General features: G+C 66.8%; 25 protein-coding genes and 1 tRNA gene. 19 read left to right on the top strand and 7 right to left on the bottom strand.

Translation table 11 applies throughout. The annotated features are described in order from the left end of the window. The first annotated feature begins 38 nt into the window (after nt 1–38). The 6 genes from KY496_RS10025 to KY496_RS10000 are packed head-to-tail and all read left to right on the top strand — an operon-like array spanning nt 39 to nt 6032. Nucleotides 39–902, top strand: a complete 864-nt coding sequence (locus KY496_RS10025; protein ID WP_219864639.1) for an STAS domain-containing protein — start codon at nt 39–41, stop codon at nt 900–902. 10 nt (nt 903–912) lie between these two features. Continuing rightward, nucleotides 913–1269 (top strand): STAS domain-containing protein, encoded by a 357-nt coding sequence (locus KY496_RS10020; protein ID WP_005666383.1) that lies wholly within the window; start codon nt 913–915, stop codon nt 1267–1269. Then, the gene (locus KY496_RS10015; RefSeq protein ID WP_184239411.1) at nt 1269–1736 is read left to right on the top strand and encodes an anti-sigma regulatory factor; all 468 of its coding nucleotides are present in this window, start codon (nt 1269–1271) and stop codon (nt 1734–1736) included. Before KY496_RS10020 ends, KY496_RS10015 begins: the two co-directional genes overlap by 1 nt. Beyond that, complete coding sequence (locus tag KY496_RS10010; protein ID WP_219864638.1) at nt 1724–2752, top strand: ATP-binding protein; 1029 nt, start codon at nt 1724–1726, stop codon at nt 2750–2752. Before KY496_RS10015 ends, KY496_RS10010 begins: the two co-directional genes overlap by 13 nt. Continuing rightward, nucleotides 2749–4134, top strand: a complete 1386-nt coding sequence (locus tag KY496_RS10005) for a sensor histidine kinase (RefSeq protein WP_219864637.1) — start codon at nt 2749–2751, stop codon at nt 4132–4134. The genes KY496_RS10010 and KY496_RS10005 overlap by 4 nt, the downstream gene beginning before the upstream one ends. Beyond that, the gene (locus KY496_RS10000; RefSeq protein WP_219864636.1) at nt 4131–6032 is read left to right on the top strand and encodes a response regulator; all 1902 of its coding nucleotides are present in this window, start codon (nt 4131–4133) and stop codon (nt 6030–6032) included. Before KY496_RS10005 ends, KY496_RS10000 begins: the two co-directional genes overlap by 4 nt. Before the next feature lie 118 nt (nt 6033–6150). On the opposite strand, the gene modC is transcribed toward KY496_RS10000, so the two are convergent. Genes modC through modA form a run of 3 tightly spaced genes read right to left on the bottom strand, consistent with a single transcriptional unit; the run spans nt 6151 to nt 8655 of the window. Continuing rightward, nucleotides 6151–7227 (bottom strand): molybdenum ABC transporter ATP-binding protein, encoded by a 1077-nt coding sequence (modC, locus tag KY496_RS09995; RefSeq protein WP_219864635.1) that lies wholly within the window; start codon nt 7225–7227, stop codon nt 6151–6153. After that, nucleotides 7224–7907 (bottom strand): molybdate ABC transporter permease subunit, encoded by a 684-nt coding sequence (modB, locus tag KY496_RS09990; protein WP_219864634.1) that lies wholly within the window; start codon nt 7905–7907, stop codon nt 7224–7226. The genes modC and modB overlap by 4 nt, the downstream gene beginning before the upstream one ends. Nucleotides 7908–7911: 4 nt before the next feature. Then, nucleotides 7912–8655 (bottom strand): molybdate ABC transporter substrate-binding protein, encoded by a 744-nt coding sequence (gene modA / locus KY496_RS09985; protein WP_219864633.1) that lies wholly within the window; start codon nt 8653–8655, stop codon nt 7912–7914. 101 nt (nt 8656–8756) lie between these two features. Between modA and KY496_RS09980 the strand changes: the two genes are divergently transcribed. Next, nucleotides 8757–9569: a TOBE domain-containing protein gene (locus KY496_RS09980; RefSeq protein WP_219864632.1), complete on the top strand. Its 813-nt coding sequence runs from the start codon at nt 8757–8759 to the stop codon at nt 9567–9569. Nucleotides 9570–9575: 6 nt separating this feature from the next. Here KY496_RS09980 and KY496_RS09975 read toward each other — a convergent pair whose 3' ends face one another. From KY496_RS09975 to KY496_RS09965, 3 genes are all read right to left on the bottom strand, one after another. Then, nucleotides 9576–9857: a PAAR domain-containing protein gene (locus KY496_RS09975; protein ID WP_005666401.1), complete on the bottom strand. Its 282-nt coding sequence runs from the start codon at nt 9855–9857 to the stop codon at nt 9576–9578. A gap of 119 nt (nt 9858–9976) precedes the next feature. Further along, nucleotides 9977–11386 (bottom strand): pitrilysin family protein, encoded by a 1410-nt coding sequence (locus KY496_RS09970; protein ID WP_219864631.1) that lies wholly within the window; start codon nt 11384–11386, stop codon nt 9977–9979. 10 nt (nt 11387–11396) lie between these two features. Continuing rightward, on the bottom strand, nt 11397–12782 hold the full coding sequence (locus KY496_RS09965; protein WP_229520492.1) for a pitrilysin family protein: 1386 nt from the start codon (nt 12780–12782) through the stop codon (nt 11397–11399). A gap of 276 nt (nt 12783–13058) precedes the next feature. On the opposite strand from KY496_RS09965, the gene KY496_RS09960 reads away from it, so the two are divergent. Together KY496_RS09960 and KY496_RS09955 are read left to right on the top strand one after the other, a co-directional pair. Beyond that, a complete protein-coding gene (locus tag KY496_RS09960) occupies nt 13059–13847 on the top strand; it encodes a GIN domain-containing protein (protein WP_005666407.1) in 789 nt (262 codons plus the stop codon). 24 nt (nt 13848–13871) lie between these two features. Then, nucleotides 13872–14495 (top strand): tetratricopeptide repeat protein, encoded by a 624-nt coding sequence (locus tag KY496_RS09955; RefSeq protein ID WP_071362011.1) that lies wholly within the window; start codon nt 13872–13874, stop codon nt 14493–14495. A 4-nt stretch (nt 14496–14499) separates the two neighbouring features. Here KY496_RS09955 and KY496_RS09950 read toward each other — a convergent pair whose 3' ends face one another. After that, entirely contained in the window at nt 14500–15804 is a 1305-nt protein-coding gene (locus tag KY496_RS09950; RefSeq protein WP_219864629.1) for an SGNH/GDSL hydrolase family protein, read from the bottom strand. A gap of 241 nt (nt 15805–16045) precedes the next feature. On the opposite strand from KY496_RS09950, the gene KY496_RS09945 reads away from it, so the two are divergent. The 10 genes from KY496_RS09945 (at nt 16046) to KY496_RS09900 (ending at nt 23396) form a co-directional block, all read left to right on the top strand. After that, complete coding sequence (locus tag KY496_RS09945; protein WP_219864628.1) at nt 16046–16564, top strand: hypothetical protein; 519 nt, start codon at nt 16046–16048, stop codon at nt 16562–16564. A 72-nt stretch (nt 16565–16636) separates the two neighbouring features. Continuing rightward, nucleotides 16637–17587 (top strand): MYG1 family protein, encoded by a 951-nt coding sequence (locus KY496_RS09940; protein WP_219864627.1) that lies wholly within the window; start codon nt 16637–16639, stop codon nt 17585–17587. 72 nt (nt 17588–17659) lie between these two features. Then, complete coding sequence (locus tag KY496_RS09935; RefSeq protein ID WP_071362014.1) at nt 17660–18646, top strand: NAD(P)H-quinone oxidoreductase; 987 nt, start codon at nt 17660–17662, stop codon at nt 18644–18646. 160 nt (nt 18647–18806) lie between these two features. Then, complete coding sequence (tpiA, locus tag KY496_RS09930; RefSeq protein WP_184239392.1) at nt 18807–19565, top strand: triose-phosphate isomerase; 759 nt, start codon at nt 18807–18809, stop codon at nt 19563–19565. Between the two features lie 101 nt (nt 19566–19666). Next, complete coding sequence (secG, locus tag KY496_RS09925) at nt 19667–20131, top strand: preprotein translocase subunit SecG (protein WP_005666424.1); 465 nt, start codon at nt 19667–19669, stop codon at nt 20129–20131. Nucleotides 20132–20433: 302 nt separating this feature from the next. Then, nucleotides 20434–20518 (top strand) — tRNA-Leu (locus tag KY496_RS09920). 173 nt (nt 20519–20691) lie between these two features. Next, nucleotides 20692–21051: an NADH-quinone oxidoreductase subunit A gene (locus KY496_RS09915; protein ID WP_184239390.1), complete on the top strand. Its 360-nt coding sequence runs from the start codon at nt 20692–20694 to the stop codon at nt 21049–21051. 3 nt (nt 21052–21054) lie between these two features. Continuing rightward, entirely contained in the window at nt 21055–21531 is a 477-nt protein-coding gene (locus KY496_RS09910) for an NADH-quinone oxidoreductase subunit B family protein (RefSeq protein WP_005666428.1), read from the top strand. A gap of 18 nt (nt 21532–21549) precedes the next feature. Beyond that, nucleotides 21550–22143: an NADH-quinone oxidoreductase subunit C gene (locus tag KY496_RS09905; protein ID WP_005666430.1), complete on the top strand. Its 594-nt coding sequence runs from the start codon at nt 21550–21552 to the stop codon at nt 22141–22143. Continuing rightward, nucleotides 22143–23396, top strand: coding sequence for an NADH-quinone oxidoreductase subunit D (locus KY496_RS09900; RefSeq protein ID WP_005666431.1), 1254 nt, complete (start codon nt 22143–22145; stop codon nt 23394–23396). The genes KY496_RS09905 and KY496_RS09900 overlap by 1 nt, the downstream gene beginning before the upstream one ends. The last annotated feature ends 19 nt before the right edge of the window (nt 23397–23415 follow it).

Genomic DNA, 23415 nt, shown 5'->3' with positions numbered 1-23415 from the left:
AGGCGCGGCGCCAATCACCATTTCAAGGGATAAGACAGATGAGCATGAAGGATTACGCGGATCGCATCAGCCAGACAATCCTGGACCAGGAGGCCGCGATCGGCGCCGAATGGCTCTCCCAGCTCGAAGCGCTGAGCGTGCGCAGCAACGCCGCCGCGCGCGAACAACTGCGTTCGCACTGCAACCACTTCCTGAAAGCCTTCGCCACTGCCACCCGCGGCGGCGAACTCGAAAACATCGACCACCGTTCGTGGGACGAACTGCGCGACCTGCTGGCCGAGATCTCGTCGACCCGCGCCAAGTCGGGCTCGACCCCGAGCGAGACCGCCACCTTCGTGTTCTCGCTCAAGCAGCCGCTGTTCGCGCGCCTGCAGGCGGCATTCGCCGGCGACGCCGAAGGCCTGGCCGCGGCATCGTGGATCGTCAACACCCTGCTCGACAAGCTGGGCCTGTACACCATCGAGGTGTTCCAGAAGACCAAGGACCAGATCATCGTGCGCCAGCAGCAGGAGCTGCTGGAGCTGTCCACGCCGGTGGTCAAGCTGTGGAACGGCATCCTGGCGCTGCCGCTGATCGGCACCCTGGACTCGGCCCGCACCCAGGTGGTGATGGAAAACATCCTGCAAAAGATCGTCGACACCGGCGCCATGATCGCGATCATCGACATCACCGGCGTGCCGACCGTCGACACCCTGGTGGCCCAGCACCTGATGAAGACCATCGCCGCCGCGCGCCTGATGGGCGCCGACTGCATCATCAGCGGCATCCGTCCGCAGATCGCGCAGACCATCGTGCACCTGGGCGTGAACCTGGAAGACGTGATCACCAAGGCCACCCTGGCCGACGCCTTCCTGGTGGCGCTCGAGCGCACCGGCGCGTCGATCACCATCAAGCACGCCTGAGGCCAGCGCCATGGAACGCATTCCGATCCTGCGCATGGGCGACCTGCTCCTGGTGACGATCCAGGTCGACATGCATGACCGTCTCGCCATGCAGCTGCAGGACGACCTGACCGAGCGCATCGTGAGCGACGGCGCCAAGGGCGTCCTGATCGACATCTCGGCGCTCGACCTGGTCGACTCCTTCATCGGCCGCATGATCAGCAACACCGCCGCCATGGCGCGCGTGCTCGACGCCCGCACCGTGGTGGTCGGCATGCAGCCGGCGGTGGCGATCACCCTGGTCGAGCTGGGCCTGACGCTGCATGGCGTGAAGACCGCGCTGAACGTCGAGAAGGGCATGGCCCTGCTCGGAAAGAGCTACAGATAATGGTCGACGCGCATACCGATGCCGTCCTGTTCGAGACGCATCTGCTCGATCATCACCGCCAGCAGCGCACCGGCCGGTTGACCCTGCCGCTGCGTTCGGACGAGGACGTGGTGGGCCTGCGCAAGCAGGTGCGCGAACGCGCCGTGGCGCTCGCGCTGTCGCTGGTCGACCAGACCAAGCTGGTGACGGCCGCCAGCGAACTGGCGCGCAACACCATCAAGTACGGCGGCGGCGGCGAAGTCCACCTCGACGCGCTCGACGACGGCCTGCGCAAGGGCATCGGCCTGCTGTTCGTCGATGCCGGGCAGGGCATTCCCGATATCGACAGCGCCCTGCGCGATGGCTTTACTACCGGAGGCGGTTTGGGCCTGGGCCTGGGCGGCTCCAAGCGCCTGGTCGACGAGTTCGACATCGACAGCCGTGCGAAGGAGGGCACCGCGGTGCTGATCGTCAAATGGAAGCGCTGATCAGTTCCCAGTCACCGCAGCACGTGTTCGCCGTATCCCACGCCAGCGACGTCGCCGCCGTGCGCCGCGCCGGACAGAAGCTGGCCGAGTCGCTGGGTTTCAACGAGACCCGCGCCGGCCAGCTGGCCCTGATCATCACCGAAGCAGCCACCAATATCCTCAAGCACGCCGGCGAAGGCCAGATCCACGTCGGCCCGGCGCAGTCGCCCGCCGGCATCGGCGTCGACGTGCTCGCGCTCGACCGCGGGCCGGGCATCGTCGACCTGGCCAGCAGCCTCGTCGACGGCGTCTCGACCGCCGGCACCGCCGGCACCGGCCTGGGCGCGCTGCACCGCCTGTCCGACGAATTCGACGTGTATTCGACGCGCGGCGACGGCGCCGCCTTCTTCATGCGCCTGTGGCGCGACGTGCCCGGCCCCGACCCGTGCGGGGTCGAAGTGGGCGCGCTGTGGAGCCCGATCCGGGGCGAGGACGTGTGCGGCGACGGCTGGGCGGTCGCCTGCGCCGGCGGCGGCGCGACCCTGCTCGCGGCCGACGGCCTGGGCCACGGTCCGGACGCCGCGCGCGCGGCCAATGCGGCGATCCGGGCGCTGGACGAGCGCGGTCCGGTCGCGGCGGGAGAGCTGGTGCATGCGGCGCACGAGGCCTTGCGGCCCACGCGCGGCGCGGCGCTGGCGGTCGCGCGCATCGATTTCGCGGCCGACGAGCTGCGCTTCGCCGGCGTCGGCAATATCGGCGCGGTGGCGATCGACGAGACGCGCCGCGCGCTGGTGTCGCACAACGGCATCGTCGGCCACAACGTGCGCAAGGTGCAGGAGTTCGCGGTGCCGTTCGGTCCCGGCGCGCTGTGCATCCTGCATTCGGACGGCATCGAAACCCGCTGGGACCTGGACAAGTACCCGGGACTGCAGGGCCGCAGCCCGGCGCTGATCGCGGCGATCCTGATGCGCGACCACATCCGCGGCCGCGACGACGCGATGGTGCTGGTGGTGCGCCGCATGGCGGGGCGCGCATGAGCCGCGCCATGCGCATCCTGAGCGTCGGCCTGGACAGCGACCAGGACGTGGTGCTGGTGCGCCAGCGCGCGCGCCAGATCTCGGCGCTGCTGGGCTTTTCGCAGCAGGACCAGGTGCGCATCGGCACCGCCGTCTCGGAAGTGGCGCGCGGCGCCTGCCACCAGGGACCGGGCGGACGCGCGCAGTTCCAGCTGCGCGAGAACGAAGGCCGCCAGCACCTCGAGGTGCTGGTCAGCGGCGGAACGCGCCCGCCCAGCGCCGACGCGCCGGAAACCGAGTCGCTGCGCGAGCTGGCGATCATCACCGCGCACCGCCTGATGGATGCCTGCGAGGTCGATCCGGGCGATGCCGGCGCCTCCACCGTCACCGTGCGCAAGGCGCTGCCGCGCCACGAGCACGTCACTTCGGCCCGCCTGGCCGAGATCGGCGCGCGCCTGGCCGACAGCCCGGTGTCGAACCCGGTGCACGAGCTGCAACTGCAGAACCAGGAATTGCTGGCCACCCTGGCCGAGCTGCGCGAACGCCAGGACGACCTGCTGTCGCTGACGCGCGAGCTGGAAGACACCAACCGCGGCATCGTGGCGCTGTACGCCGAGATCGAGGACAAGGCCGAGCGCCTGCGCCGCGCCGACGAAATGAAATCGCGCTTCCTGTCCAACACCAGCCACGAATTGAGGACGCCCTTGTCGTCGATCCGCGCGCTGGCCCAGCTGCTGCTCGACCGCATGGACGGCGACCTGACCGAGGAACAGGAACGGCAGGTGACGTTCATCGCCAATGCCGCCAGCGACCTGTCGGAACTGGTCAACGACCTGCTCGACCTGGCCAAGATCGAGGCCGGGCGGGTCGAGACCCACGTCGAGCCGGTGGTGGTCGAGAACCTGTTCCGCGCGCTCAAGGGCATGCTGCGCCCGTTGGTCGACGAGGCGCGGGTGGAACTGATCTTCGAGCCGTCCGGCATCGAAGAGCCGTTTTATTCGGACGAAGGCAAGATCTCGCAGATCCTGCGCAACTTCATCTCGAACGCGCTGAAGTTCACCGAGCAGGGTTCGGTGCTGGTGTTCGCCGCGCACGATCCGGAAGCCGACACCATCGCCTTCGCGGTGGCCGACACCGGCATCGGCATCAGTCCCGACAACCTGCAGCTGATCTTCGAGGAGTTCAGCCAGATCGAGAACCCCTTGCAGCGCCGCAGCAAGGGCACCGGACTTGGCCTCCCGCTGTGCCGCAAGCTGGCCGACCTGTTGGGTGGCCGGGTCGACGTATCGAGCACGCTGGGCGTGGGCACGACGTTTACGCTGACCCTGCCGCGCACGCCGCCACACACATTGCCAAATATATCGCCCCAAGCGACCATGGATCCTGATGGAACCGCATCATGAATAGTCATCCGACCCAGATTCTCAACGTCGACGACAACGACGGTGCCCGCTACGCCAAGACCCGCATCCTGCAGAGCGCCGGCTTCGACGTCATCGAAGCCGCCAACGGCACCGACGCGCTCGAGATGGTCAAGCGCCACATGCCGGCGCTGGTGCTGCTCGACGTCAAGCTCCCAGACATCAACGGCATCGAGGTGTGCCGCCGCATCAAGGCCGAATCGGACAGCAGCAGCGTGCTGGTGCTGCAGACCTCGGCCGCGCTGACCGGCCGCGCCGACAAGATCCGCGGCCTGGAGGGCGGCGCCGACAACTACCTGGCGGCGCCGATCGAGGCGGATGAACTGATCGCCAACGTCAACGCGCTGCTGCGCATGCGCCGCATCCAGGTCGACCTGCGCGACAGCGAAGAGCGCTTCCGCCAGCTGACCGACAATATCGACGACGTGTTCTGGATGTTTTCGGTGCCGGGCCGCCGGCTGGTCTACGTCAGCCCGGCCTATGCCGCGGTGTGGGGCAGCAGCGCCGAGGCGCTGCGCGAGGAGCCGACCGGCTGGCTCCACGCCGTGCATTCCGACGACCGCGCGCGCCTGGCCGGCCGCTGGGAGCGGCTGGCAGAGGAACCCCACTACGACGAGGAATTCCGCATCCATGGCGCCGACGGCCAGCTGCGCTGGGTGCGCGACCGCCTGTTCCCGGTGCGTGACGTCCGCGGCCAGGTGTACCGGGTGGCGCGCATGAGCAGCGACATCACGGCGCGCAAGGAAATGGAAGCGCTGCTGCGCACCGCCGACAGCAACAAGAACCAGTTCCTGGCCACCCTGGCGCACGAGCTGCGCAATCCCCTGAGCCCGATCCGTAACGCGGCGGCCCTGCTGGGCGCCAGCGGCGAGGGCGCGGCCGAGCGCCAGGCGCGCGCGCGCGACGTGATCACGCGCCAGGTCGACCACCTGGCGCACCTGGTGGACGACTTGCTGGACGTAGCGCGCATCTCCGAAGGTAAGATCGTGCTGCGCAACGAAGAGGTCGACCTGAAGGGCGTCATCGCGCAGGCGATCGAGACCGCGGCGCCGCTGATCGCCGCGCGCGAGCACAGCCTGGACGTGCGCCAGCCGCAGGAAGACCTGTGGGTGACGGGCGACCCGGTGCGCCTGGCCCAGTCGGTCGGCAACCTGCTGCACAATGCGGCGAAGTTCACGCCGGCCGGCGGCGCGATCACCCTCGGCGTGGAAGTGAGCGGCGAAGGCGCTGGCCAGCGTGTGCGCATCTCGGTGCGCGACAACGGGATCGGCATCGATGCCGACAACTTGCCGCGCATCTTCGGCATGTTCGCCCAGGCCGCGGTGCCGCCGGACCGCGCGCCGGAGGGGCTGGGCATCGGCCTGTCGCTGGTGTCGCACCTGGCCGAGCTGCATGGCGGCCGGCTGGAAGCGGCCAGCCCGGGCGTCGGCCAGGGCAGCACCTTCACGATCGAACTGCCGCTGTTGCGCGCCGCGTCCGGCGCGCCCGTGGCCGCGCCGCAGGAAGCCGAAGACGCCAACGCATCCGGCATGCGCGTGCTGCTGGTGGACGATAACGTCGACGCCATGGAGATGATGGGCTTCCTGCTGGCCGAGATGGGCTACCAGCCGGTCACCACGGCCGACGCCGGCGAGATCGAGGCGCTGGCGCTGCGCCACAAGCCGCAGGTGATCGTGCTCGACATCGGCCTGCCGGGCGTGGACGGCTACCAGGTCGCGCGCCGCATCAAGGGCAATCCGGCGCTGGCGCACATCCGCCTGGTGGCGCACACCGGCTACGGCTCGCCCGAAGACCGGCGCCGCGCCCAGGAGGCGGGCTTCGACGCGCACCTGGTCAAGCCGGCCGAGTTGTCGGACCTCGAAGCGGCGCTGCGGGGCTGACATCACCAGCAACGTCGTTCCCGCGAAGGCGGGAACCTAAGTAAACGTGCGCAGTCGATACCCGTGGCGCAGCATCAGTGCGTGCAAGCTTGGATTCCCGCCTTCGCGGGAACGACGATCACGCCAGCAGCGCCACCGCCTTCACCTGCGCCCACAGCGCACATCCCGGCTCCACCGCCAGCTCGCGCCGCGAGCGCTCGGTGATGCGCGCCAGCAGCACGGTCGCGCCGATCTTCAAACGCACCAGCACCTGGCCCGGCGTCGTGGACGGACCCACCGCATCGACGACGGCCGGCAGGATGTTGGTGATGCTGCTGCCGCGCGGGCGCTCGAGCGCCAGGCTGACGTCGCGCGCATGGATGCGGCAGCGCACCCGGCTGCCAATGGCGGCGTCGCGCCGACCGACCAGCAGCACGCCGCCGGGAAACGCCAGGTGCGACAGGTCGTCGGCGTCGCGTTCGGCGAGCACGGTCTCGATCATCACGCCGGCATCGTCCTCGAAGTTCGCCGCCAGGTCGAGCCGCGCCAGCGTGTCGGCCAGCGGTCCGCTGGCCAGCACCCGTCCCTGCTCCAGCACCACCAGGTAGTCGGCCAGGCGCGCCACTTCGTCGGCCGAGTGGCTGACATAGACCACCGGCAGCGCCAGCTCGTCGTGCAGGCGCTCGAGATAGGGCAGGATTTCCTGCTTGCGCTTCATGTCCAGCGCCGCCAGCGGCTCGTCCATCAGCAGCAGGCGCGGCGAGGCGAGCAGGGTGCGCGCGATCGCGGCGCGCTGGCGTTCGCCGCCAGACAGCGTGGCCGGGCGCTGGTCCAGCAGGTGCCCGATGCCGAGCAGTTCGGTCACGGGCCCGAGCTCGAAGCGGCGCGCGCCCGGCGCCAGGCGCTTGAGGCCGAACTCCAGGTTGGCGCGCACGTCGAGATGGTCGAACAGGCTCGCCTCCTGGAACACGTAGCCGATGCCGCGCCGGTGGGTCGGCACGTACACGCCGCGCGCATCGTCCTGCCAGGTTTCGTCGCCCACGGCGATGACGGCGCCGGGCGCCCGTTCCAGTCCGGCCAGGATGCGCAGCAGCGTGGTCTTGCCCGAGCCGGAATGGCCGAACAGCGCGCTCACGCCGTGGTCCGGCAGGTCGAGGTCGGCGTCGAGGGTGAAAGCGCCCCGATCGATTCTTGCCTTGATGCGGATGCCGCTCATCGGCGCGTCCCCCTGACAGATTGCGGATACAGCGTGTACAACACCAGCAGCACCACGAACGAGAACACCAGCATGCCGCCGGCCAGCCAGTGGGCCTGCGCGTATTCCATCGCTTCCACGTGGTCGTAGATCTGGGTCGAGACCACGCGCGTCTTGTCGGGGATGTTCCCGCCGATCATGAGCACCACCCCGAACTCGCCGATGGTGTGGGCGAAGCCGAGGATGGCGCCGGTGACGAAGCCGGGCCGCGCCAGCGGCACCACCACCGACCAGAAGGCGTCCCAGGGCGTGGCGCCCAGCGTGGCCGCCACTTCCAGCGGGCGCGCGCCGACCGCCTCGAAGGCATTCTGCAGCGGCTGCACCACGAAAGGCAGCGAATAGAACACCGAACCGATGACGAGGCCGGTGAAGGTGAAGGACAGCGTGCCCAGGCCCAGCGCCGTGGTCAACTGGCCGAGCGGACCATCGGGGCCCATCGCCAGCAGCAGGTAGAAGCCGATCACGGTCGGCGGCAGCACCAGCGGCAGCGCGACCACCGCCCCGACCGCGTGCCGCAGCCTGGACTGGGTGCGCGCCAGCCACCAGGCCAGCGGCGTGCCGAAGACCAGCAACAGCAGGGTGACGACCGTGGCCAGCCTGAGCGTCAGCCAGATCGCGGCGAGATCCGAACCATCCAGCATCCGTTCAGACTTCGTAGCCGAAGGTGCGGATCAGGGCTTTCGCCTTGTCGGTGCGCAGGTATTGCAGCAGCGCCTGGGCCGCCGGGTTGCCGGCGCCCTTGGCCAGCAGCGCCGCGTCCTGGCGGATCGGCGCGTGCATGGTGGCCGGGACGATCCAGCCCGAACCCGACGTGAACTTGCCGTCGCGCCAGACCTGGGCCTGGGCCACGAAGCCCAGTTCGGCATTGCCGGTGCTGGCGAACTGCCAGGCCTGGGCGATGTTCTCGCCCTGGACGATGCGCGGCTGCACGCTCTCGTACAGGCCAAGCTTGCGCAGGGTGGCGACCGCCGCGGCGCCGTACGGCGCGGTCTTCGGATTGGCGATCGCCAGGTGCTTGTAGCTGCCGGTCTTGAGCACATTACCGCCGGCATCCACGACGCCGCCCCTGGCCGACCACAGCACCAGGCGGCCGACCGCGTAGGTGAAGCGGCTGCCGGCCGCGACGTGGCCCTCGGTTTCGAGCCTGGCCGGGGTGTCGTCGTCGGCCGCCAGCAGCACCTCGAACGGCGCCCCGTTGCGGATCTGGGCGTAGAACTTGCCGGTGGCGCCGGTGGCGACGACGGCCTTGTGGCCGGTGTCGCGCTGGAATTGCTCGGCCAGCTTTTCCATCGGACCGGCGAAGTTGGCGGCGACCGCGACCTGCACCTCGCCGGCGTGCGCCGTCCCCATGACAGTCAGTATGGCGATCAGGCTGGCAAGGCGTTTCATGTCATTTCTCCAGATAAGGATGGGAACATCGTGGTAGCCTGCTGGTCTGATGAGCAAGCGCTATTTACTTAAGTATATAACGAAACGGCAGGCGACAATAGATGAGCACAGATGACAAGCGCATCGGCCTCGACGGCAAGGTCTGGATGACGGTCGGCGGCGAGAACCTCGGCGGCGGCAACCGGGTCGAACTGCTGGCGGCGATCGGGCAGCTCGGCTCCATTACCGGTGCGGCCAAGGCGGTCGGCCTGAGCTACAAGGCGGCCTGGGATGCGATCGACACGATGAACAATCTCGCGGGCGAGGCGCTGGTCGAGCGCGTCACCGGCGGCAAGGGGGGCGGCGGTACGCGGCTCACGGCGCGTGGCCGGCAGCTGGTGGACAATTTCAGGATGATCGAGCAGGTGCACCATGACTTTCTCGACCGACTCAACCGCCAGGCCGGCGACGTGGTCGACGACCTGGCACTTTTTACGAGGTTCAAGATGAGGACCAGCGCACGCAACCAGTTCTTCGGCACGGTGGCCCGGGTGGCGCGCGGCGCCGTCAACGACGAGGTCGAGCTCGAGATCGCGGGCGGGCAGACGATCGTCGCCATCGTCACGCGCGAGAGCGCGGAGAATCTCGGGCTGGCGCCGGGCCGGCAGGCCTTCGCGCTGATCAAATCGTCGTCGGTGATCGTGATGACGGCCGGCGACGGCGCGCGGCTGTCGGCGCGCAACCGGCTGCAGGGCCAGGTCACGCGGCTGATGCGCGGCGCGGTCAACTCCGAGGTCGTGATCGCGCTGGCGGGCGGCGGCAGCGTGGCGGCCACCATCACCAATGAAAGCGTGGATGCGCTCGAGCTGGCCGAGGGCGCGGCGGCGACCGCCCTGTTCAAGGCCTCGAGCGTGATCCTGGGCGTGCCGGACTAGCGTCGGTTACTGGCCGCACAGGTGCTGCACCGCGACCAGCCGCGGCGGCGGATCGCAGCGGCACAGGCACAGGTCGCCGTCGAGGGCGTATTGCCGGCCGTCGTGGCGCGCCGGCAGGCGCGGACCGTCGAGGCCGATGATGCCGGTCGTGCCGCAGACGGGGCAGGACACCTGGTCGCCTTCGAGCGCGACCTTCACGCCATCGAGCGCCAGCAGCGAGCTGGCCGAGGTCACGGTGCCGCCGGCCGTGGTCGAGGCGCCAAGCGTGATGTAGTAGCGCGTTGCCATGTCTCACTCCTTGTATGCAAGGCTGCAGCATAAGGATGGACCCGGGTCCCGGTCTTGACAACCCATAAAAAAGGCCCCGCGAGGGTCGCGGGGCCTTCGGGCCAGGATGTGCCTTTGGATTACTTGTCCGTCACGGTGAACGCGCCATACGGCTTGAGCTGTTCCTCGAGCTTGGACGGATCGCCGACCACCACGATCGACTGGTTCTCGGGCGCGAAATACTTGCGCGCCACGGTGCGCACCTGCTCCGGCGTGACCTTCTGGATCTGCGGCACGTATTCGCCCAAAAATTCCGGCGGCAGGCCGACCAGCCAGTTGGCGGCCAGGGTATTGGCGACCGAACGCTGCAGCTGGTTGCTGAGCAGGTAGCCGCCCGCGACGTAGCGCTTGTTCATGTCCATTTCCTTGGCCGGCACCAGCTCGGCGCCCAGGCGCTTGTATTCCTTGAAGTACTCTTCCAGCGAAGCGCCGGTGACTTCATTGCGCACGTCGGCGCCGCCCACCATCATGCCGCCCGCGCGGCTCATGCGCGCGCCGGCCGAGGCGCCATAGGTATAGCCCTTTTCCTCGCGCAGATTGGTGTTGATGCGGCTCGAGAACCCGCCGCCCAGGATGGTGCTGGTCAGGCGCAGCGGGATCTGGTCCGCCGCGCTGGCCGCGATGCCGGGGCTGCCCAGGCGCAAGGTCGACTGCACGCTGCCGTCGCGCTTGAGCAGGATGCGCGCGGGCTTCACGCCGGTCGCGGCTGCCGGAGTATCGGGCAGGGCGGAGCCGCTGGCCTTCCAGTCGCCGAAGGCGGCCCTGGCAAGCTTCATGGCCTCAGCCTCGCTGATGCGGCCGGTGACCACCAGCAGCGCGCGGTCGGGACGGAAGCGTTTCGCATGCTCGGCGCGCAGCATCGCGGCGCTGACGGCATTGATCGATTCGATCGTCGGGTCGGTGCGGCCATACGGGTGGTCGGCATACACGGCCTTCTTGATCGCGCGCTCGGCGCGGAAGGTCGGCTGGGTCTCGGACACGCGCAGCGACTGCAGCGCATTGGCCTTGGCCAGCGCCACTTCGTTCTCGGGGAAGGACGGCTGGCGCGCGATCTCGGCCATCAGGTTCAGCATGGCCGGCGCCTGCGAGGCGAGGGCGTTGGCGGACAGGATGATGCCGTCGGCGGCCGGGCTGGCCGCCACTTCGCCGCCCATGCCCTGGGCCGCTTCGGCGATGGCGCGCGAGTCGCGCTTGGCGGTGCCTTCGTTGAGCATGCCGGCCAGCATGGCGGCAAAGCCGCTCTGGTTCGGCGCGTCGGCCGCGAAGCCGGCGCCGCGCAGCGCCAGCACGTAGTCCACGCGCGGCAGGCCCTCGCGCGGCACGACCCACACGGTCAGGCCATTGGAGAGGGTCTGCTTGGCGATCTTCGGCGCCGGGATCGATTTTTCCTGGCCATAGGCCGGCATGCCGGACGGCGTCTTGACGTCGGCGGAGTAGGCCGCCGGCGCGAATGCGAGAGAAACGGCAAGTGCGAGCATCAGTTTGTTCATGATGCGCTCCTTATTTGGTGTTGGTGGTGGCCGAGGCGGTCTTGGCCGCTTCGATCATGGCGGCCGGCTTGCGGTCGATGACGGTGCGGTTGGCCGGCACCAGGTAGGTCTTGACCGCGCGCTGGATGTCGTTCGAGGTCACGCCCTCGATCCAGCCCGGGATCTTGTTGACCACGTTGGCGTCGCCCCACAGGGTCTGCAGCTTGGCCAGGGTGTCGGCGCGGTTGACGAAGCTTTCCAGCTTGTTGTTCCAGTCGGCCAGCATGCGCGTCTTGACGCGCTTCAGGGTGGCATCGTCGACGCCGTCCTTCGCGATCCTGGCGATCTCTTCGTCCATCGCCTTGAGCACGGCGTCGGCGCTGCTGTCCGGCTTGTACAGCGCGAACACGGTCATCAGGGTCGGGCCGTTGTATTCCCATGGGCTGGTCAGGCCGAACATGGTGTCGACGTTGAGGGCGATCTCGCGGCCCTTCACCAGGCCCTGGTAGAACAGCGAGGCGTCGCCGCCGCCCAGCAGCTCGGCCAGCACCGCGATCGGCGCCTGGTCGAGGCTGCCGCGTTCCGGCACCTTCCAGGCCGCCGCGATGGCCGGCACCTGGGCCAGGGCGTCGCTCTGCTCCAGCCGTTTTTCGGCGGTGTTCAGCGGCTCCGAGAAATCGGTGCCCTTCGGCACCGGGCGCGCCGCGATGCCGCCGAAGTATTTCTCGGCCAGCGCGAAGCCCTGCTGCGGCGTGATGTCGCCGGCGATCGCCAGCACCGCATTGTTCGGGCCGTAATAGTCGCGGTGGAAGGCGCGCACGTCGTCCAGGCTGGCGTTTTCCAGGTCTTCGAAGCTGCCGTAGCCGTCGTGGTTGTTCTCCCATTTCTGGAAGGCGTGCTGGCTGATGTCGATCCACATGAAACCGCCGTAGGGCTGGTTCTTGACGTTGACGCGGATCTCTTCCTTGACCACGTCCTGCTGGTTCTTCAGCGTGGTCGGGTTGAAGTCCAGCGTCTTCATGCGGTCCGCTTCCAGCCACAGGATCGGCTCCAGGCTCGATGCCGGGGCGGTCTCGATGTAATTGGTGAAGTCGGGGCGGGTCGAGCCGTTGTTCCAGCCGCCGCCGGCGGTGATGGTGGTGTCGAACACGCCCTTCGGCGCGTTCGGCGTGCCCTGGAACATCAGGTGTTCGAACAGGTGGGCGAAGCCGGTGCGGTTCTTCGGCTCGAGGCGCATGCCGACGTGATACACGACCGAGACGCCGACGGTCGGCGAGCTGCGGTCTTCGGACACGATGACGGTCAGGCCGTTGTCGAGCTTCTTGGTATTGACCGGCAGGGTCCACTGGTCGCTCGGGGCGGCGAAGGCCGAGATCGACAGGGTGAGCCCGGCCATCAGGACAGGTAATTGGCGCATGCGCATGGAGACCTCATGATGAATGGTAGGACGACGGCGGCGAGCCGTCGGCGGCTCATCTTAGCGCAATGGCATGTTGTTAAGTGGTCTTTTTATTGTGCCATCGCATCTTATGCTGACGTCATGCAGACGGCATCCATCGCCGGCGTGTGCATTTCGGGCGGCGATTCGTGCAGTTCGTCGCATCGGCCATCGACCCGCCTGGCTTTCAGGCTATAGTTGCAACATGACAAGTCCCGGCGCGAGGCCGGCGCAAGAATTTACTGGAGAGAATGGATGAACCACCTGATCAAGCTGGGCGCCGCCATTGCCGTGCCGTGCGCCTTGTTCTGTGCGGCGATCGGCGTCGCCGAGGCCGCGCCGGAGACGAGCAGCGAGACCCGTCCGATCGACGCGCGGGTGGTGCGCGTCAAGCTCGAGGGGGTGGGGGACCTGAGGATCCGGCAGGGGGCGACCCCGGCCCTGGTGCTCACCGGCGATGCGCGCCTGCTGTCGCGAACCACGACGTCGCAGAAAGGGGATACCCTGAACATCGAGACCGAGGGCCGCAATGCCGGCTTCAGCTTCGGCCGTTCGTCCGGCCTGCAGGCCGAACTGGTGCTGCCGAACCTGCAGGCGGTGTCGTCGGAAAGCGTCGGTTCCACCGTCGTCAGCGGGTTTGCCGGGGAGACGCTGAACATCAATCTCGATGGGGCGGGCTCGATGTATGTATCATCGTCGGAATACCGCACCATCAAGGCCAGCCTGGGCGGCGTCGGCAACCTCAAGATCCAGGGCGTCAACAGCGAGCACGTCGACCTGAGCCTGGGCGGGGCCGGCTACGTGACCCTGAGCGGGCGCAGCAAGAACCTCAGGGCCGAACTCGGCGGATTGGGCGGGTTGGACGCCCAGGCCTGCACGGTCGAGGCGGTCACGCTGGACTTGTCCGGTCTCGGCAACGCCACCGTCAACGCGCAGCGCAGCGCCAACCTCGCGCTGTCGGGCATGGGATCGGTGACGGTGTTCGGCAAGCCGGCCAATCGCAAGGTCGCCCTCGATGGCCTGGGCAAGGTCAACTGGAAATAACGATCCAGATTCTGTGCACGAGACATGAAAAAAATACTCCTTGTGACGCTACTTGCCATCGGCCTGCAACTCGGCCTGCAGGCGAGCGCCCGGGCCGGCTTTGCGGAGGGCGCGAGCGCCTACAACGCCCGCAACTATGCACTGGCATTGAAAGAAATCAGTCCGTTGGCCAAGGCCGGCAATCCCGACGCCCAGCACCTGCTGGGCCTGATGTATTACATGGGCCGCGGCGTCACGCGCGACTACAAGCAGGCCTTCGCCTGGCACCTGAAGGCGGCCGAGCAGGGCAAGGCCGACGCCCAGTACGTGGTCGGCGCCATGTATTACACCGGCAATGCCGTGCCGCAAGACCAGAAACACGCCGTGGGCTGGTTCCGCAAGGCGGCCGAGCAGGGCAACCCCGACGCCCAGCACGCGCTCGGGCTGATGTACCGCTACAGCGTGGCCGGCGTGCCGCAGGATGCGGTGCTGGCCTATATGCTGTACAACCTGGCCGCGGCCGGCGGCCACCGCAATGCCGTCGAGCAGCGCGCCGCGATCGCCAAGAAAATGACGCAGGAACAGGTTGAAGAAGCGCAGGCCTTGTCGCGCACCTGGAAAGTGGGCACGGCCCTGCCGGTCGCGTCGAAGACCGGCGCCAACCTGTAGGCATTCAGCGGGTATTGGGCAGCGGCATCGCCTCGCCCAGCGCCTGGTAACCACGGTCGTTCGGGTGCAGGTGGTCGCCGCTGTCATAGGCCGGCAGCAGCCGGCTCGGACGCGCCGGATCGCGCAGCACGCGGTCGGCGTCGAACACCGAATCGAACTCGCCGCTGCTGCGGATCCAGGCATTCACCGTCTGGCGCAGCGTTTCCTTCTCGACCGAATACTGGATCGAATGCGACGCCGCGCCTTCGAACGGCGCCAGCGTTGCGCCGGTCACCGCGATGCGCGCGGCGCGGGCGCGCGCGATCAGCTGGCGATAGCCTGCCACCATGTCGTCCAGCGTGACCGGATTGGCCGCCGACCCGTTGCCGATATCCTCGATGCCGACCATCAGCACCAGCTGGCGCGCGCCGCTCGTGGCCAGCACGTCGCGCTCGAAGCGCGCCAGGGCGCTGCGTCCGGCCAGCGGGTTGGCCGGGTTGTCGGCGAGCAGGCGGTTGCCGGCGATGCCCCGGTTGATCACGCCAAGACGCGCACCGGCGTCGCGCTCGGCCTGCAGGCGCCGCGCCAGCACGTCGGTCCAGCGCCGGTTGGCGTCACTGGTGCTGCGCGCGCCGTCGGTGAGCGCGTCGCCCAGCACGACGATGGCGCCGCGCATGCCGTCGACTTCCAGCGCCGTCAGGAAAGGCCAGGCCGTGATCGTGCGCTGGACCGGCAGACTGGCGCTGGCGGTATGGTCGCCGGTGGACGACACATAGCTGGTCTGGCGCGCCTGGCCGTGCAGGGTGGGCGCCTGCACGGCGCCCGGCAGGTACAGGCTGACGGCCACCTGGGCGAGCGGCGGCAGGTGCAGTTCGACCGGGTCGGACAGCGCCGGCGCGCCGGCCGGGATCGTCACGCTGGCGCGCCCGCCGAACGTCAGTGCGCGGTCGGTGCCGGGCGCCACGTCCGAACCCTGGGCGCGCAGGCCGATGCGCGCGGCGCCGATCCGCAGCGGCGTCAACCCCAGCTCGTTCGACAGGCGGATGCGCACACGGTTGCCGCCCACGCTGGACTGGACGACCAGGCGCAGGGTCTGGTCAGTGAAGGTGTGCGGGCTGGCGTCCGCAGGCGGTCCGGCCGGCGCCGCGCCCCAGCTCGCGGTCCAGTGGCTGGTGTCCCATGATTGGGCTGCCGCCGGCTGGCCGGCCAGGGTGATGGCCGCGGCCAGCATGGCGCTGGCCAGCAGCAGGCGGCGCAATGCGGGTGTGAGGTAAACCTGCGGCAATAGCCGGCGCGCGGCCGCGGCGAGGGCGGACAGGAAACGGTTCATGTGCTGCTCCATCGGGCGCCCATGCGATACGCATGAGCTCGTAATGACAATCTAGTCTTGTCGGGCGATGTGGAAAAGATGGCAAGCGGCCAGTTCGTTGCGCGAAATCGAAGGCCACTTTGATTGCGATTCCAGCAAGAAAATTCCGATCATCTAAAGTTGGCGGTAAGCGATCTGGCGAACTGAGCAGATTGCCGATGCGGTCCAGCATGAGGCTGCATACATCGATGAGGAGATGACGATGGCGGATGTTGAATTGACGATGACGACCCAGGTGCCGGTCTCGACCCAGGAAGCCTGGGCCTGGTCGACCTCGCTCCAGAGCGTGCGCGCCGAGATGCGGCCTTTGCTGAAGCTCGTGTTTCCCAAGGGGATGACGGATATCGGCGCCAATACGATGCTCGGCAAGTCGCTGGGCCGGTGCCAGTTCTTGCTGTTCGGCTTGTTTCCGGTCGATATGTCGAAGCTGACGTTTACCGAGATCGTGCCGGGCCACCGCTTCGTCGAGCAGTCGCAACTGCTCTCGATGCACGCCTGGCGGCATGAGCGCGTGATCACGCCGGCGGCCGACGGCCGCGGCGCCCTGATCACCGATCATTTGTCGTTCGCGCCCCGTTTCGCCACGCCGGTCGTGCGCGCCATGGTCAAGCTGCTGTTCGCGCACCGGCACAAGATGCTGGCGCGCGCACTGGGCGCGCAAAGCCAGGAAATTGCCCAAAACAGCGATGGAAGGGCGCGCCGGGACAGGTCCGCATGGTAGGCTTCGGCTTCGATTCACTCGCGCGCGCCTGTCAATACAGTGGCAATGGCGCGGCGACCATTTGGAGCATGTATGTTGATTGCCACTCACGGCGGCAAATTCCACGCGGATGATGCGTGGGCGGTCGCCGTCCTGAAGGTGCTGTTCCCCGAGGCGGACGTCGTCCGTACCCGCGAACAGGCCAGGATCGATGCCGCCGACTTCGCGATCGACGTCGGCGGGGTCTGGGACCCGGCCACTGGCCGCTTCGACCACCACCAGAAGGAATTCGACGGCGCCCGCGCATCCGGCGTGCCCTATGCCAGCGCCGGCCTGGTCTGGCGCGAGTATGGCGCGCGCTGCGTCGCCGCCCTGGCCGAGCGCCATACCGGCGAGCGGCTGGCGGACGACACGGCCCAGCAGATCGCCTACGCGATCGATGCCGACATCGTGCAATACCTCGACCTGTCGGACGTCGGAGTGGCCAAGAATGCGCCGGGCAGCTATGGCTTGTCGGCAGTGGTGTCCGGCTTCAATCCCGGCTGGCTCGACGAGCAGCGCCTGGGCTATGGCGAGGCGGTGGAGGTCTACCGCATGGGCCAGTTCATGCGCGCCGTCGAGTTCCTGACCGATATCATGGGCAACGCCGTGCGCTACCGCGTCGGCGCGATGCTGGCCGTAACCCAGGTGCGCCAGGCCGAGGTGCTCGAAGACGGCAGGCTCCTGTTCCTGAAGAACGCCGCGCTGCCCTGGAGCAGTGTGGTGCGCAAGGAAATGCCGAAGGTCCTGTTTGTCATCAGCCACAGCTTGACCGAACAGCGTTACATGCTGCACACGGTCTCGGTCGACACCGAGAGCTTCGACGCCAGGGCCGACCTGCCGGAAGCCTGGGCCGGCCTGCGCGAAGCCGAGCTGGCGGCCGTCACCGGCGTCGAGGACGCCGTGTTCTGCCACACTGGCCGCTTCATCGCCGCCGCCCGCAGCTATGCCGGCGCCCTCGCCATGGCGCGCCAGGCGCTGGCGGCTGTCGAGCAGGGCGCCTAGCAACGCGCACGGCGGCGCGCAAGCCGGCCCCGACTCCCGTACAATTACGGTTTTGCTAACACGGGAGCAACCATGCGCGCCATCGAGATCACCCAGCCCGGCAAGCCGGAAGTCCTGCAACTGTGCGAGCGCCCGACGCCGGCCCTGAAAGCCGGCGAAGTGCTCATCAAGGTCCATGCGGCCGGCATCAACCGGCCCGACGTGCTGCAGCGCCTGGGTAAATACCCGGTGCCGCCCGGCGCCTCCGATCTGCCGGGCCTGGAAGTGGCGGGCGAGATCGTCGACGGCGACCTGGACGGCAGCGATTTCAAGAAGGGCGACCTGGTGTGCGCGCTGGTGCAGGGCGGCGGGTATGCCGAATACTGCGCCGCGCCGCTCGCGCAATGCCTGCCGGTGCCGCAAGGCCTGAGCGCGCTCGAAGCGGCCACCTTGCCGGAAACGTATTTCACGGTGTGGAGCAATGTGTTCGACCGCGCCCGCCTGTCCGCGGGCGAGAGCCTGCTGGTGCAGGGTGGCAGCTCGGGCATCGGCGTGACCGCGATCCAGCTGGCCAGGGCGTTGGGCCACCGTGTGTTCGCCACCGCCGGCAGCGCGGACAAATGCCGCGCCGTCGAGGCGCTCGGCGCCGAACGCGGCATCAATTACCGCGACGAGGATTTCGTCGCCGTGGTCAAGGAACTCACGAACGGCAAAGGTGTCGATGTAATTCTGGACATGGTCGCGGGAGATTATGTGGCGCGCGAGATCGATTGCCTGGCCGACGATGGCCGCCTGGTCGTGATCGCGCTGCTGGGCGGCGCGCGCGCCGACCTCGACATGGGGCAGGTGCTGCGGCGCCGTCTGACGGTCACCGGCTCGACCTTGCGTCCGCGGCCGGTCGACTTCAAGGCGGCGATCGCGCGCCAGCTGCGCGAGCACGCCTGGCCGCTGTTCGCCCAGGGCAAGATCAAGCCGGTGATCCATCAGGTCTTCCCCTTGGCGCAGGCGGCTCAGGCGCATGCCCTGATGGAGTCGAGCACCCACGTCGGCAAGATCGTGCTGCAGGTGCAGCCAGGCTGACACGGTTGAAAAAGGGGCGTGCCGGCCGGGCCAGGAAGGCCTCGCGGGCACGCAGTGGCGGCGGTTTCCAGGCAAAAATCAGCGAGCTGAGCAGCTCAGCCTTTGTTTGACCGCCATATGATCGACCGCTAGAATAGCGGGTTATTTGACATGGGGTAGTATGCGTCCCAAACTCGTCGTAGGTAACTGGAAGATGAACGGCAGCCGTGCAGCCAATGCACAGCTGCTGCAAGGTATTCTCGCTGGATTGAACGAGGCGGGCGCCGCGAGCGCCGTCTGCGTCCCCGCTCCCTACCTGTTCCAGTGTGAACAACTTCTCGCAGGCAGTGCAATGGCCTGGGGCGCGCAAGACGTCGCGACCGAGCCGTGCGGCGCCTTCACCGGCGAAGTCTGTTCCTCGATGCTGCAGGATTTCGGCTGCCGTTACGTGATCGTCGGCCACTCCGAGCGCCGCGCCTACCATGGTGAATCGAACGACCTCGTCGCGCGCAAGGCCAGGGCGGCGCTGGATGCCGGCCTGACCCCGATCGTGTGCGTCGGCGAAACGCTGGACCAGCGCGAGGCGGGCGCCACGCAAGACGTGGTCGGCGCCCAGCTCGACGCGGTGCTGGAAGTGGTGGGCGCGGATGCCGTGCCGAAGCTGGTGCTGGCCTACGAGCCGGTGTGGGCGATCGGCACCGGCAAGACGGCGACGCCGGCGATGGCCCAGGAAGTACACGCCTTCTTGCGTGATAAATTGCGCAGCCGCAACGCCGAGGCGGCCGAAAACGTACAAATCCTTTACGGCGGCAGCATGAAGCCGGAGAATGCAGGCGATCTGATGGCGCAGCCGGATATCGATGGCGGCCTGATCGGTGGGGCTGCATTAAAGTCGAGTGATTTTCTCGGGATTATTCGGGCCGCGCAGGCGGAGCGCTAAGCAAGCTGAATAAAACCTGCTTCAAAGCATCACGAATTTTCGAATCTTTTGAAAATATAAGAAATTTAAAAACGTTGTTTTAAACTTGGAATGGAATTGCAATGATCTGGTTCAATTTGATTATCGTCGTGCAGGTTGTTTCGGCCCTGGCCATTATCGGCCTGGTGCTGATGCAGCACGGTAAGGGCGCCGACATGGGCGCGGCCTTCGGCTCGGGCGCATCGGGCAGCCTGTTCGGCGCCTCGGGTTCGTCGAACTTCCTGTCGAAGTCGACCGCCGTGGCGGCCGCCATCTTCTTCGGTTCGACCCTGGCCCTGGCCTATATCGGCAACAGCGGCAGCGGCGAGAGCGGCGGCGGCGTCATGGGCCGCGTCACCGTGCCGTCGAGCCAGGCGCCAGCTACTGGCATCCCTGGCGGCGCACCGGCTCAGACCGCACCGGCCGACGTGCCGACCCTGCCGGCCAACAATGCCGCACCGGCCGCAGCCATTCCAGCAACCCCGGCCCCGGCCGCTCCGGCAACCGAGGTCCCGGCAGCGCCTGCGCCGGCAGCTCCGGCGAAGTGATTGTCGCCCGGCGCGGCTAACGCGCCACAATAACAACATGCAAACGCGCCGTTTTATCGGCGCGTTTGTCTTTTTAGGCGTAGAATATTGCGGCGCGTGAATGGACTTGCCGAATCCGCTGGTGAGTGCGGCTAGGACATTGATCGCGCACCTGCGGGAAGAATGTCGCCACGAGTGGGCAAGTAATTGCCGGCTCATCGAATAATCGGCGACGTGATTCAAAAAATTCGCAAATATCCTTGTGATTACGCAATTTGAGCATTGATAAGTAATGCTAAGGCAGGGTAAAATACTGGTCTCCAGCCGACGTGGTGAAATTGGTAGACACGCTATCTTGAGGGGGTAGTGGCGCAAGCTGTGCGAGTTCGAGTCTCGCCGTCGGCACCAAAATTTAGAAAGAAAGCCAGCAAGGGCGCACGAGTTTTTCCTCATGCCTGAGCTGGCTTTTTTACGAGGATCGTCGTCCGGTCCTGGTGGCAGGCTTGAAGCCAGGTTCGCACGATTCGGTGCTGCATCCCTACGCAGCATTTCATTAACCGATCGTTCAGGAAGCTTCAGCTGTGAGCCTCGAAAACTATCTCCCCGTTCTTCTCTTTATCCTGGTTGGCATCGGCGTCGGTGTCGCCCCGCAGGTGCTTGGCCGCCTGCTGGGCCCGCACAAGCCCGACGAAGCCAAGCTGTCCCCGTATGAATGCGGCTTCGAAGCCTTCGAAGACGCACGCATGAAGTTCGACGTCAGGTACTACCTGATCGCGATCTTGTTCATTTTGTTTGATCTGGAAACGGCATTCTTCTTCCCATGGGGCGTCTCGATGCGCGAGCTGGGTTGGACCGGTTTCATCACGATGATGGTGTTCATCGCCGAGTTCGTGGTCGGTTTCTGGTACATCTGGAAGAAAGGTGCCCTTGATTGGGAATAAGCCATGGCAATTGAAGGCGTATTAAACGAAGGTTTCATCACCACCACAGCCGACAAGCTGATCAACTGGGCGCGTACCGGGTCGATGTTCCCGATGACGTTCGGTCTGGCCTGCTGCGCGGTCGAGATGATGCACGTGGGCGCGGCCCGCTACGACATGGACCGCTTCGGCATCGTGTTCCGTCCATCGCCGCGTCAGTCCGACGTGATGATCGTCGCCGGCACGCTGTGCAACAAGATGGCGCCGGCGCTGCGCAAGGTCTACGACCAGATGGCCGAGCCGCGCTGGGTGATCTCGATGGGTTCCTGTGCCAACGGCGGCGGCTACTACCACTATTCCTACTCGGTGGTGCGCGGCTGCGATCGCATCGTCCCGGTCGATGTGTACGTGCCAGGCTGCCCGCCGACTGCCGAAGCTCTGCTCTACGGCATCATGCAGCTCCAGAACAAGATCAAGCGCACCAATACCATCGCGCGCTAAAAACGGACGGCGTACTCCATGACGACAAAACTCGAGACCCTTGAACTCGCCCTGAAAAATGCACTGGGCGAGGGCGCTGCCATTTCGGCGGCGCTGGGCGAAGTGACGGTGGTGGTCAAGGCAACTGATTACATCAAGACCATGACCACCCTGCGCGACGATCCGCAATTGGCGTTCGAACAGATGATCGACCTGTGCGGCGTCGACTATTCGACCTATGGCGAAGGCACCTATGAAGGTCCGCGCTTCGCGGTCGTCGTTCACCTGCTTTCCCTGGCGAAGAACTGGCGCGTCCGCGTGCGCGTGTTCTGCCCGGACGACGACATGCCGCTGGTCGAATCGATCACCGGCATCTGGCGCGCCGCCAACTGGTTCGAGCGCGAAGCGTTCGACATGTACGGCATCCTGTTCGACGGCCACGGCGACCTGCGCCGCATCCTGACCGACTATGGCTTCATCGGCCACCCGTTCCGCAAGGACTTCCCGATCTCGGGCTATGTCGAAATGCGCTACGACCCGGAACAGAAACGCGTGATCTACCAACCCGTCACGATCGAGCCGCGCGAGAACATCCCGCGCGTGATTCGCGAAGAGACCTACGGGACGAAATAATGGCTGAGCTTAAGAACTACACCCTGAACTTTGGTCCGCAGCACCCGGCAGCGCACGGCGTGCTGCGCCTGGTGCTGGAACTCGACGGCGAGGTGATCCAGCGCGCCGACCCGCACATCGGCCTGCTGCACCGCGGTACCGAGAAGCTGGCCGAAACCCGCACCTACCTCCAGTCGGTTCCTTACATGGACCGCCTCGACTACGTGTCGATGATGTGCAACGAGCACGGCTACGTGCTGGCGATCGAAAAGCTGCTCGGCATCGAAGCGCCGATCCGCGCCCAGTACATCCGCACCATGTTCGACGAGATCACCCGCATCCTGAACCACCTGATGTGGCTGGGCGCGCACGCGCTGGACATCGGCGCCATGGGCCCGTTCCTGTACTGCTTCCGCGACCGCGAAGACCTGTTCGACGTGTATGAAGCGGTGTCGGGCGCGCGCATGCACGCGGCCTATTATCGTCCGGGCGGCGTGTATCGCGACCTGCCGGACACCATGCCGCAGCACAAGCAATCGCCGATCCGCAGCGCCAAGGCGATCGCCGAGCTGAACGAACATCGCCAGGGTTCGGTCATCGACTTCCTCGACGCCTTCACCAAGCGTTTCGACGGCTATGTCGACGAATACGAGACCCTGTTGACCGATAACAGGATTTGGAAGCAGCGTACCGTCGGCATCGGTGTGGTCAGCCCGGAAGACGCGAAAGCCATGGGCTTCACCGGCGCCATGCTGCGCGGCTCGGGCATCGCCTGGGACTTGCGCAAGCACCAGCCGTACGCCGCCTACGACAAGGTCGAGTTCGACATCCCGGTCGGCACCAACGGCGACTCGTACGACCGCTACCTGGTGCGCGTGGAAGAACTGCGCCAGTCGAACCGCATCATCAAGCAGTGCCTGGCCTGGCTGCGCGCCAACCCGGGCCCGGTGATGATCGACAACAACAAGATCGCGCCGCCAAGCCGGATGGACATGAAGTCCAATATGGAATCGCTGATCCACCACTTCAAGCTGTTCACCGAAGGCTTCCACGTCCCCGAGGGCGAGGCCTATGCCGCGGTCGAACACCCGAAGGGCGAGTTCGGCATCTATATCGTCTCCGACGGCGCCAACAAGCCATACCGCCTGAAAATCCGCACTCCGGACTACGTCCACCTGCAGAGCCTCGACGAGATGGCACGCGGCCACATGATCGCTGACGCGGTGGCCATCATCGGTACCCAGGACATCGTGTTCGGCAGTATCGACCGATAAGAAAAGGGCAGAGAGAAGA

The organism is Massilia sp. NP310 (genome assembly GCF_019443485.1).
Taxonomy (GTDB): domain Bacteria; phylum Pseudomonadota; class Gammaproteobacteria; order Burkholderiales; family Burkholderiaceae_D; genus Telluria; species Telluria timonae.
This window is presented reverse-complemented; position numbering and strand designations above follow the sequence as displayed.

Coding starts and splice junctions, on each gene's coding strand:
- KY496_RS10025 (WP_219864639.1), top strand. CDS start 39: ATGAGCATGAAGGATTACGCGGATCGCATCAGCCAGACAATCCTGGAC.
- KY496_RS10020 (WP_005666383.1), top strand. CDS start 913: ATGGAACGCATTCCGATCCTGCGCATGGGCGACCTGCTCCTGGTGACG.
- KY496_RS10015 (WP_184239411.1), top strand. CDS start 1,269: ATGGTCGACGCGCATACCGATGCCGTCCTGTTCGAGACGCATCTGCTC.
- KY496_RS10010 (WP_219864638.1), top strand. CDS start 1,724: ATGGAAGCGCTGATCAGTTCCCAGTCACCGCAGCACGTGTTCGCCGTA.
- KY496_RS10005 (WP_219864637.1), top strand. CDS start 2,749: ATGAGCCGCGCCATGCGCATCCTGAGCGTCGGCCTGGACAGCGACCAG.
- KY496_RS10000 (WP_219864636.1), top strand. CDS start 4,131: ATGAATAGTCATCCGACCCAGATTCTCAACGTCGACGACAACGACGGT.
- modC (WP_219864635.1), bottom strand. CDS start 7,227: ATGAGCGGCATCCGCATCAAGGCAAGAATCGATCGGGGCGCTTTCACC.
- modB (WP_219864634.1), bottom strand. CDS start 7,907: ATGCTGGATGGTTCGGATCTCGCCGCGATCTGGCTGACGCTCAGGCTG.
- modA (WP_219864633.1), bottom strand. CDS start 8,655: ATGAAACGCCTTGCCAGCCTGATCGCCATACTGACTGTCATGGGGACG.
- KY496_RS09980 (WP_219864632.1), top strand. CDS start 8,757: ATGAGCACAGATGACAAGCGCATCGGCCTCGACGGCAAGGTCTGGATG.
- KY496_RS09975 (WP_005666401.1), bottom strand. CDS start 9,857: ATGGCAACGCGCTACTACATCACGCTTGGCGCCTCGACCACGGCCGGC.
- KY496_RS09970 (WP_219864631.1), bottom strand. CDS start 11,386: ATGAACAAACTGATGCTCGCACTTGCCGTTTCTCTCGCATTCGCGCCG.
- KY496_RS09965 (WP_229520492.1), bottom strand. CDS start 12,782: ATGCGCCAATTACCTGTCCTGATGGCCGGGCTCACCCTGTCGATCTCG.
- KY496_RS09960 (WP_005666407.1), top strand. CDS start 13,059: ATGAACCACCTGATCAAGCTGGGCGCCGCCATTGCCGTGCCGTGCGCC.
- KY496_RS09955 (WP_071362011.1), top strand. CDS start 13,872: ATGAAAAAAATACTCCTTGTGACGCTACTTGCCATCGGCCTGCAACTC.
- KY496_RS09950 (WP_219864629.1), bottom strand. CDS start 15,804: ATGAACCGTTTCCTGTCCGCCCTCGCCGCGGCCGCGCGCCGGCTATTG.
- KY496_RS09945 (WP_219864628.1), top strand. CDS start 16,046: ATGGCGGATGTTGAATTGACGATGACGACCCAGGTGCCGGTCTCGACC.
- KY496_RS09940 (WP_219864627.1), top strand. CDS start 16,637: ATGTTGATTGCCACTCACGGCGGCAAATTCCACGCGGATGATGCGTGG.
- KY496_RS09935 (WP_071362014.1), top strand. CDS start 17,660: ATGCGCGCCATCGAGATCACCCAGCCCGGCAAGCCGGAAGTCCTGCAA.
- tpiA (WP_184239392.1), top strand. CDS start 18,807: ATGCGTCCCAAACTCGTCGTAGGTAACTGGAAGATGAACGGCAGCCGT.
- secG (WP_005666424.1), top strand. CDS start 19,667: ATGATCTGGTTCAATTTGATTATCGTCGTGCAGGTTGTTTCGGCCCTG.
- KY496_RS09910 (WP_005666428.1), top strand. CDS start 21,055: ATGGCAATTGAAGGCGTATTAAACGAAGGTTTCATCACCACCACAGCC.
- KY496_RS09905 (WP_005666430.1), top strand. CDS start 21,550: ATGACGACAAAACTCGAGACCCTTGAACTCGCCCTGAAAAATGCACTG.
- KY496_RS09900 (WP_005666431.1), top strand. CDS start 22,143: ATGGCTGAGCTTAAGAACTACACCCTGAACTTTGGTCCGCAGCACCCG.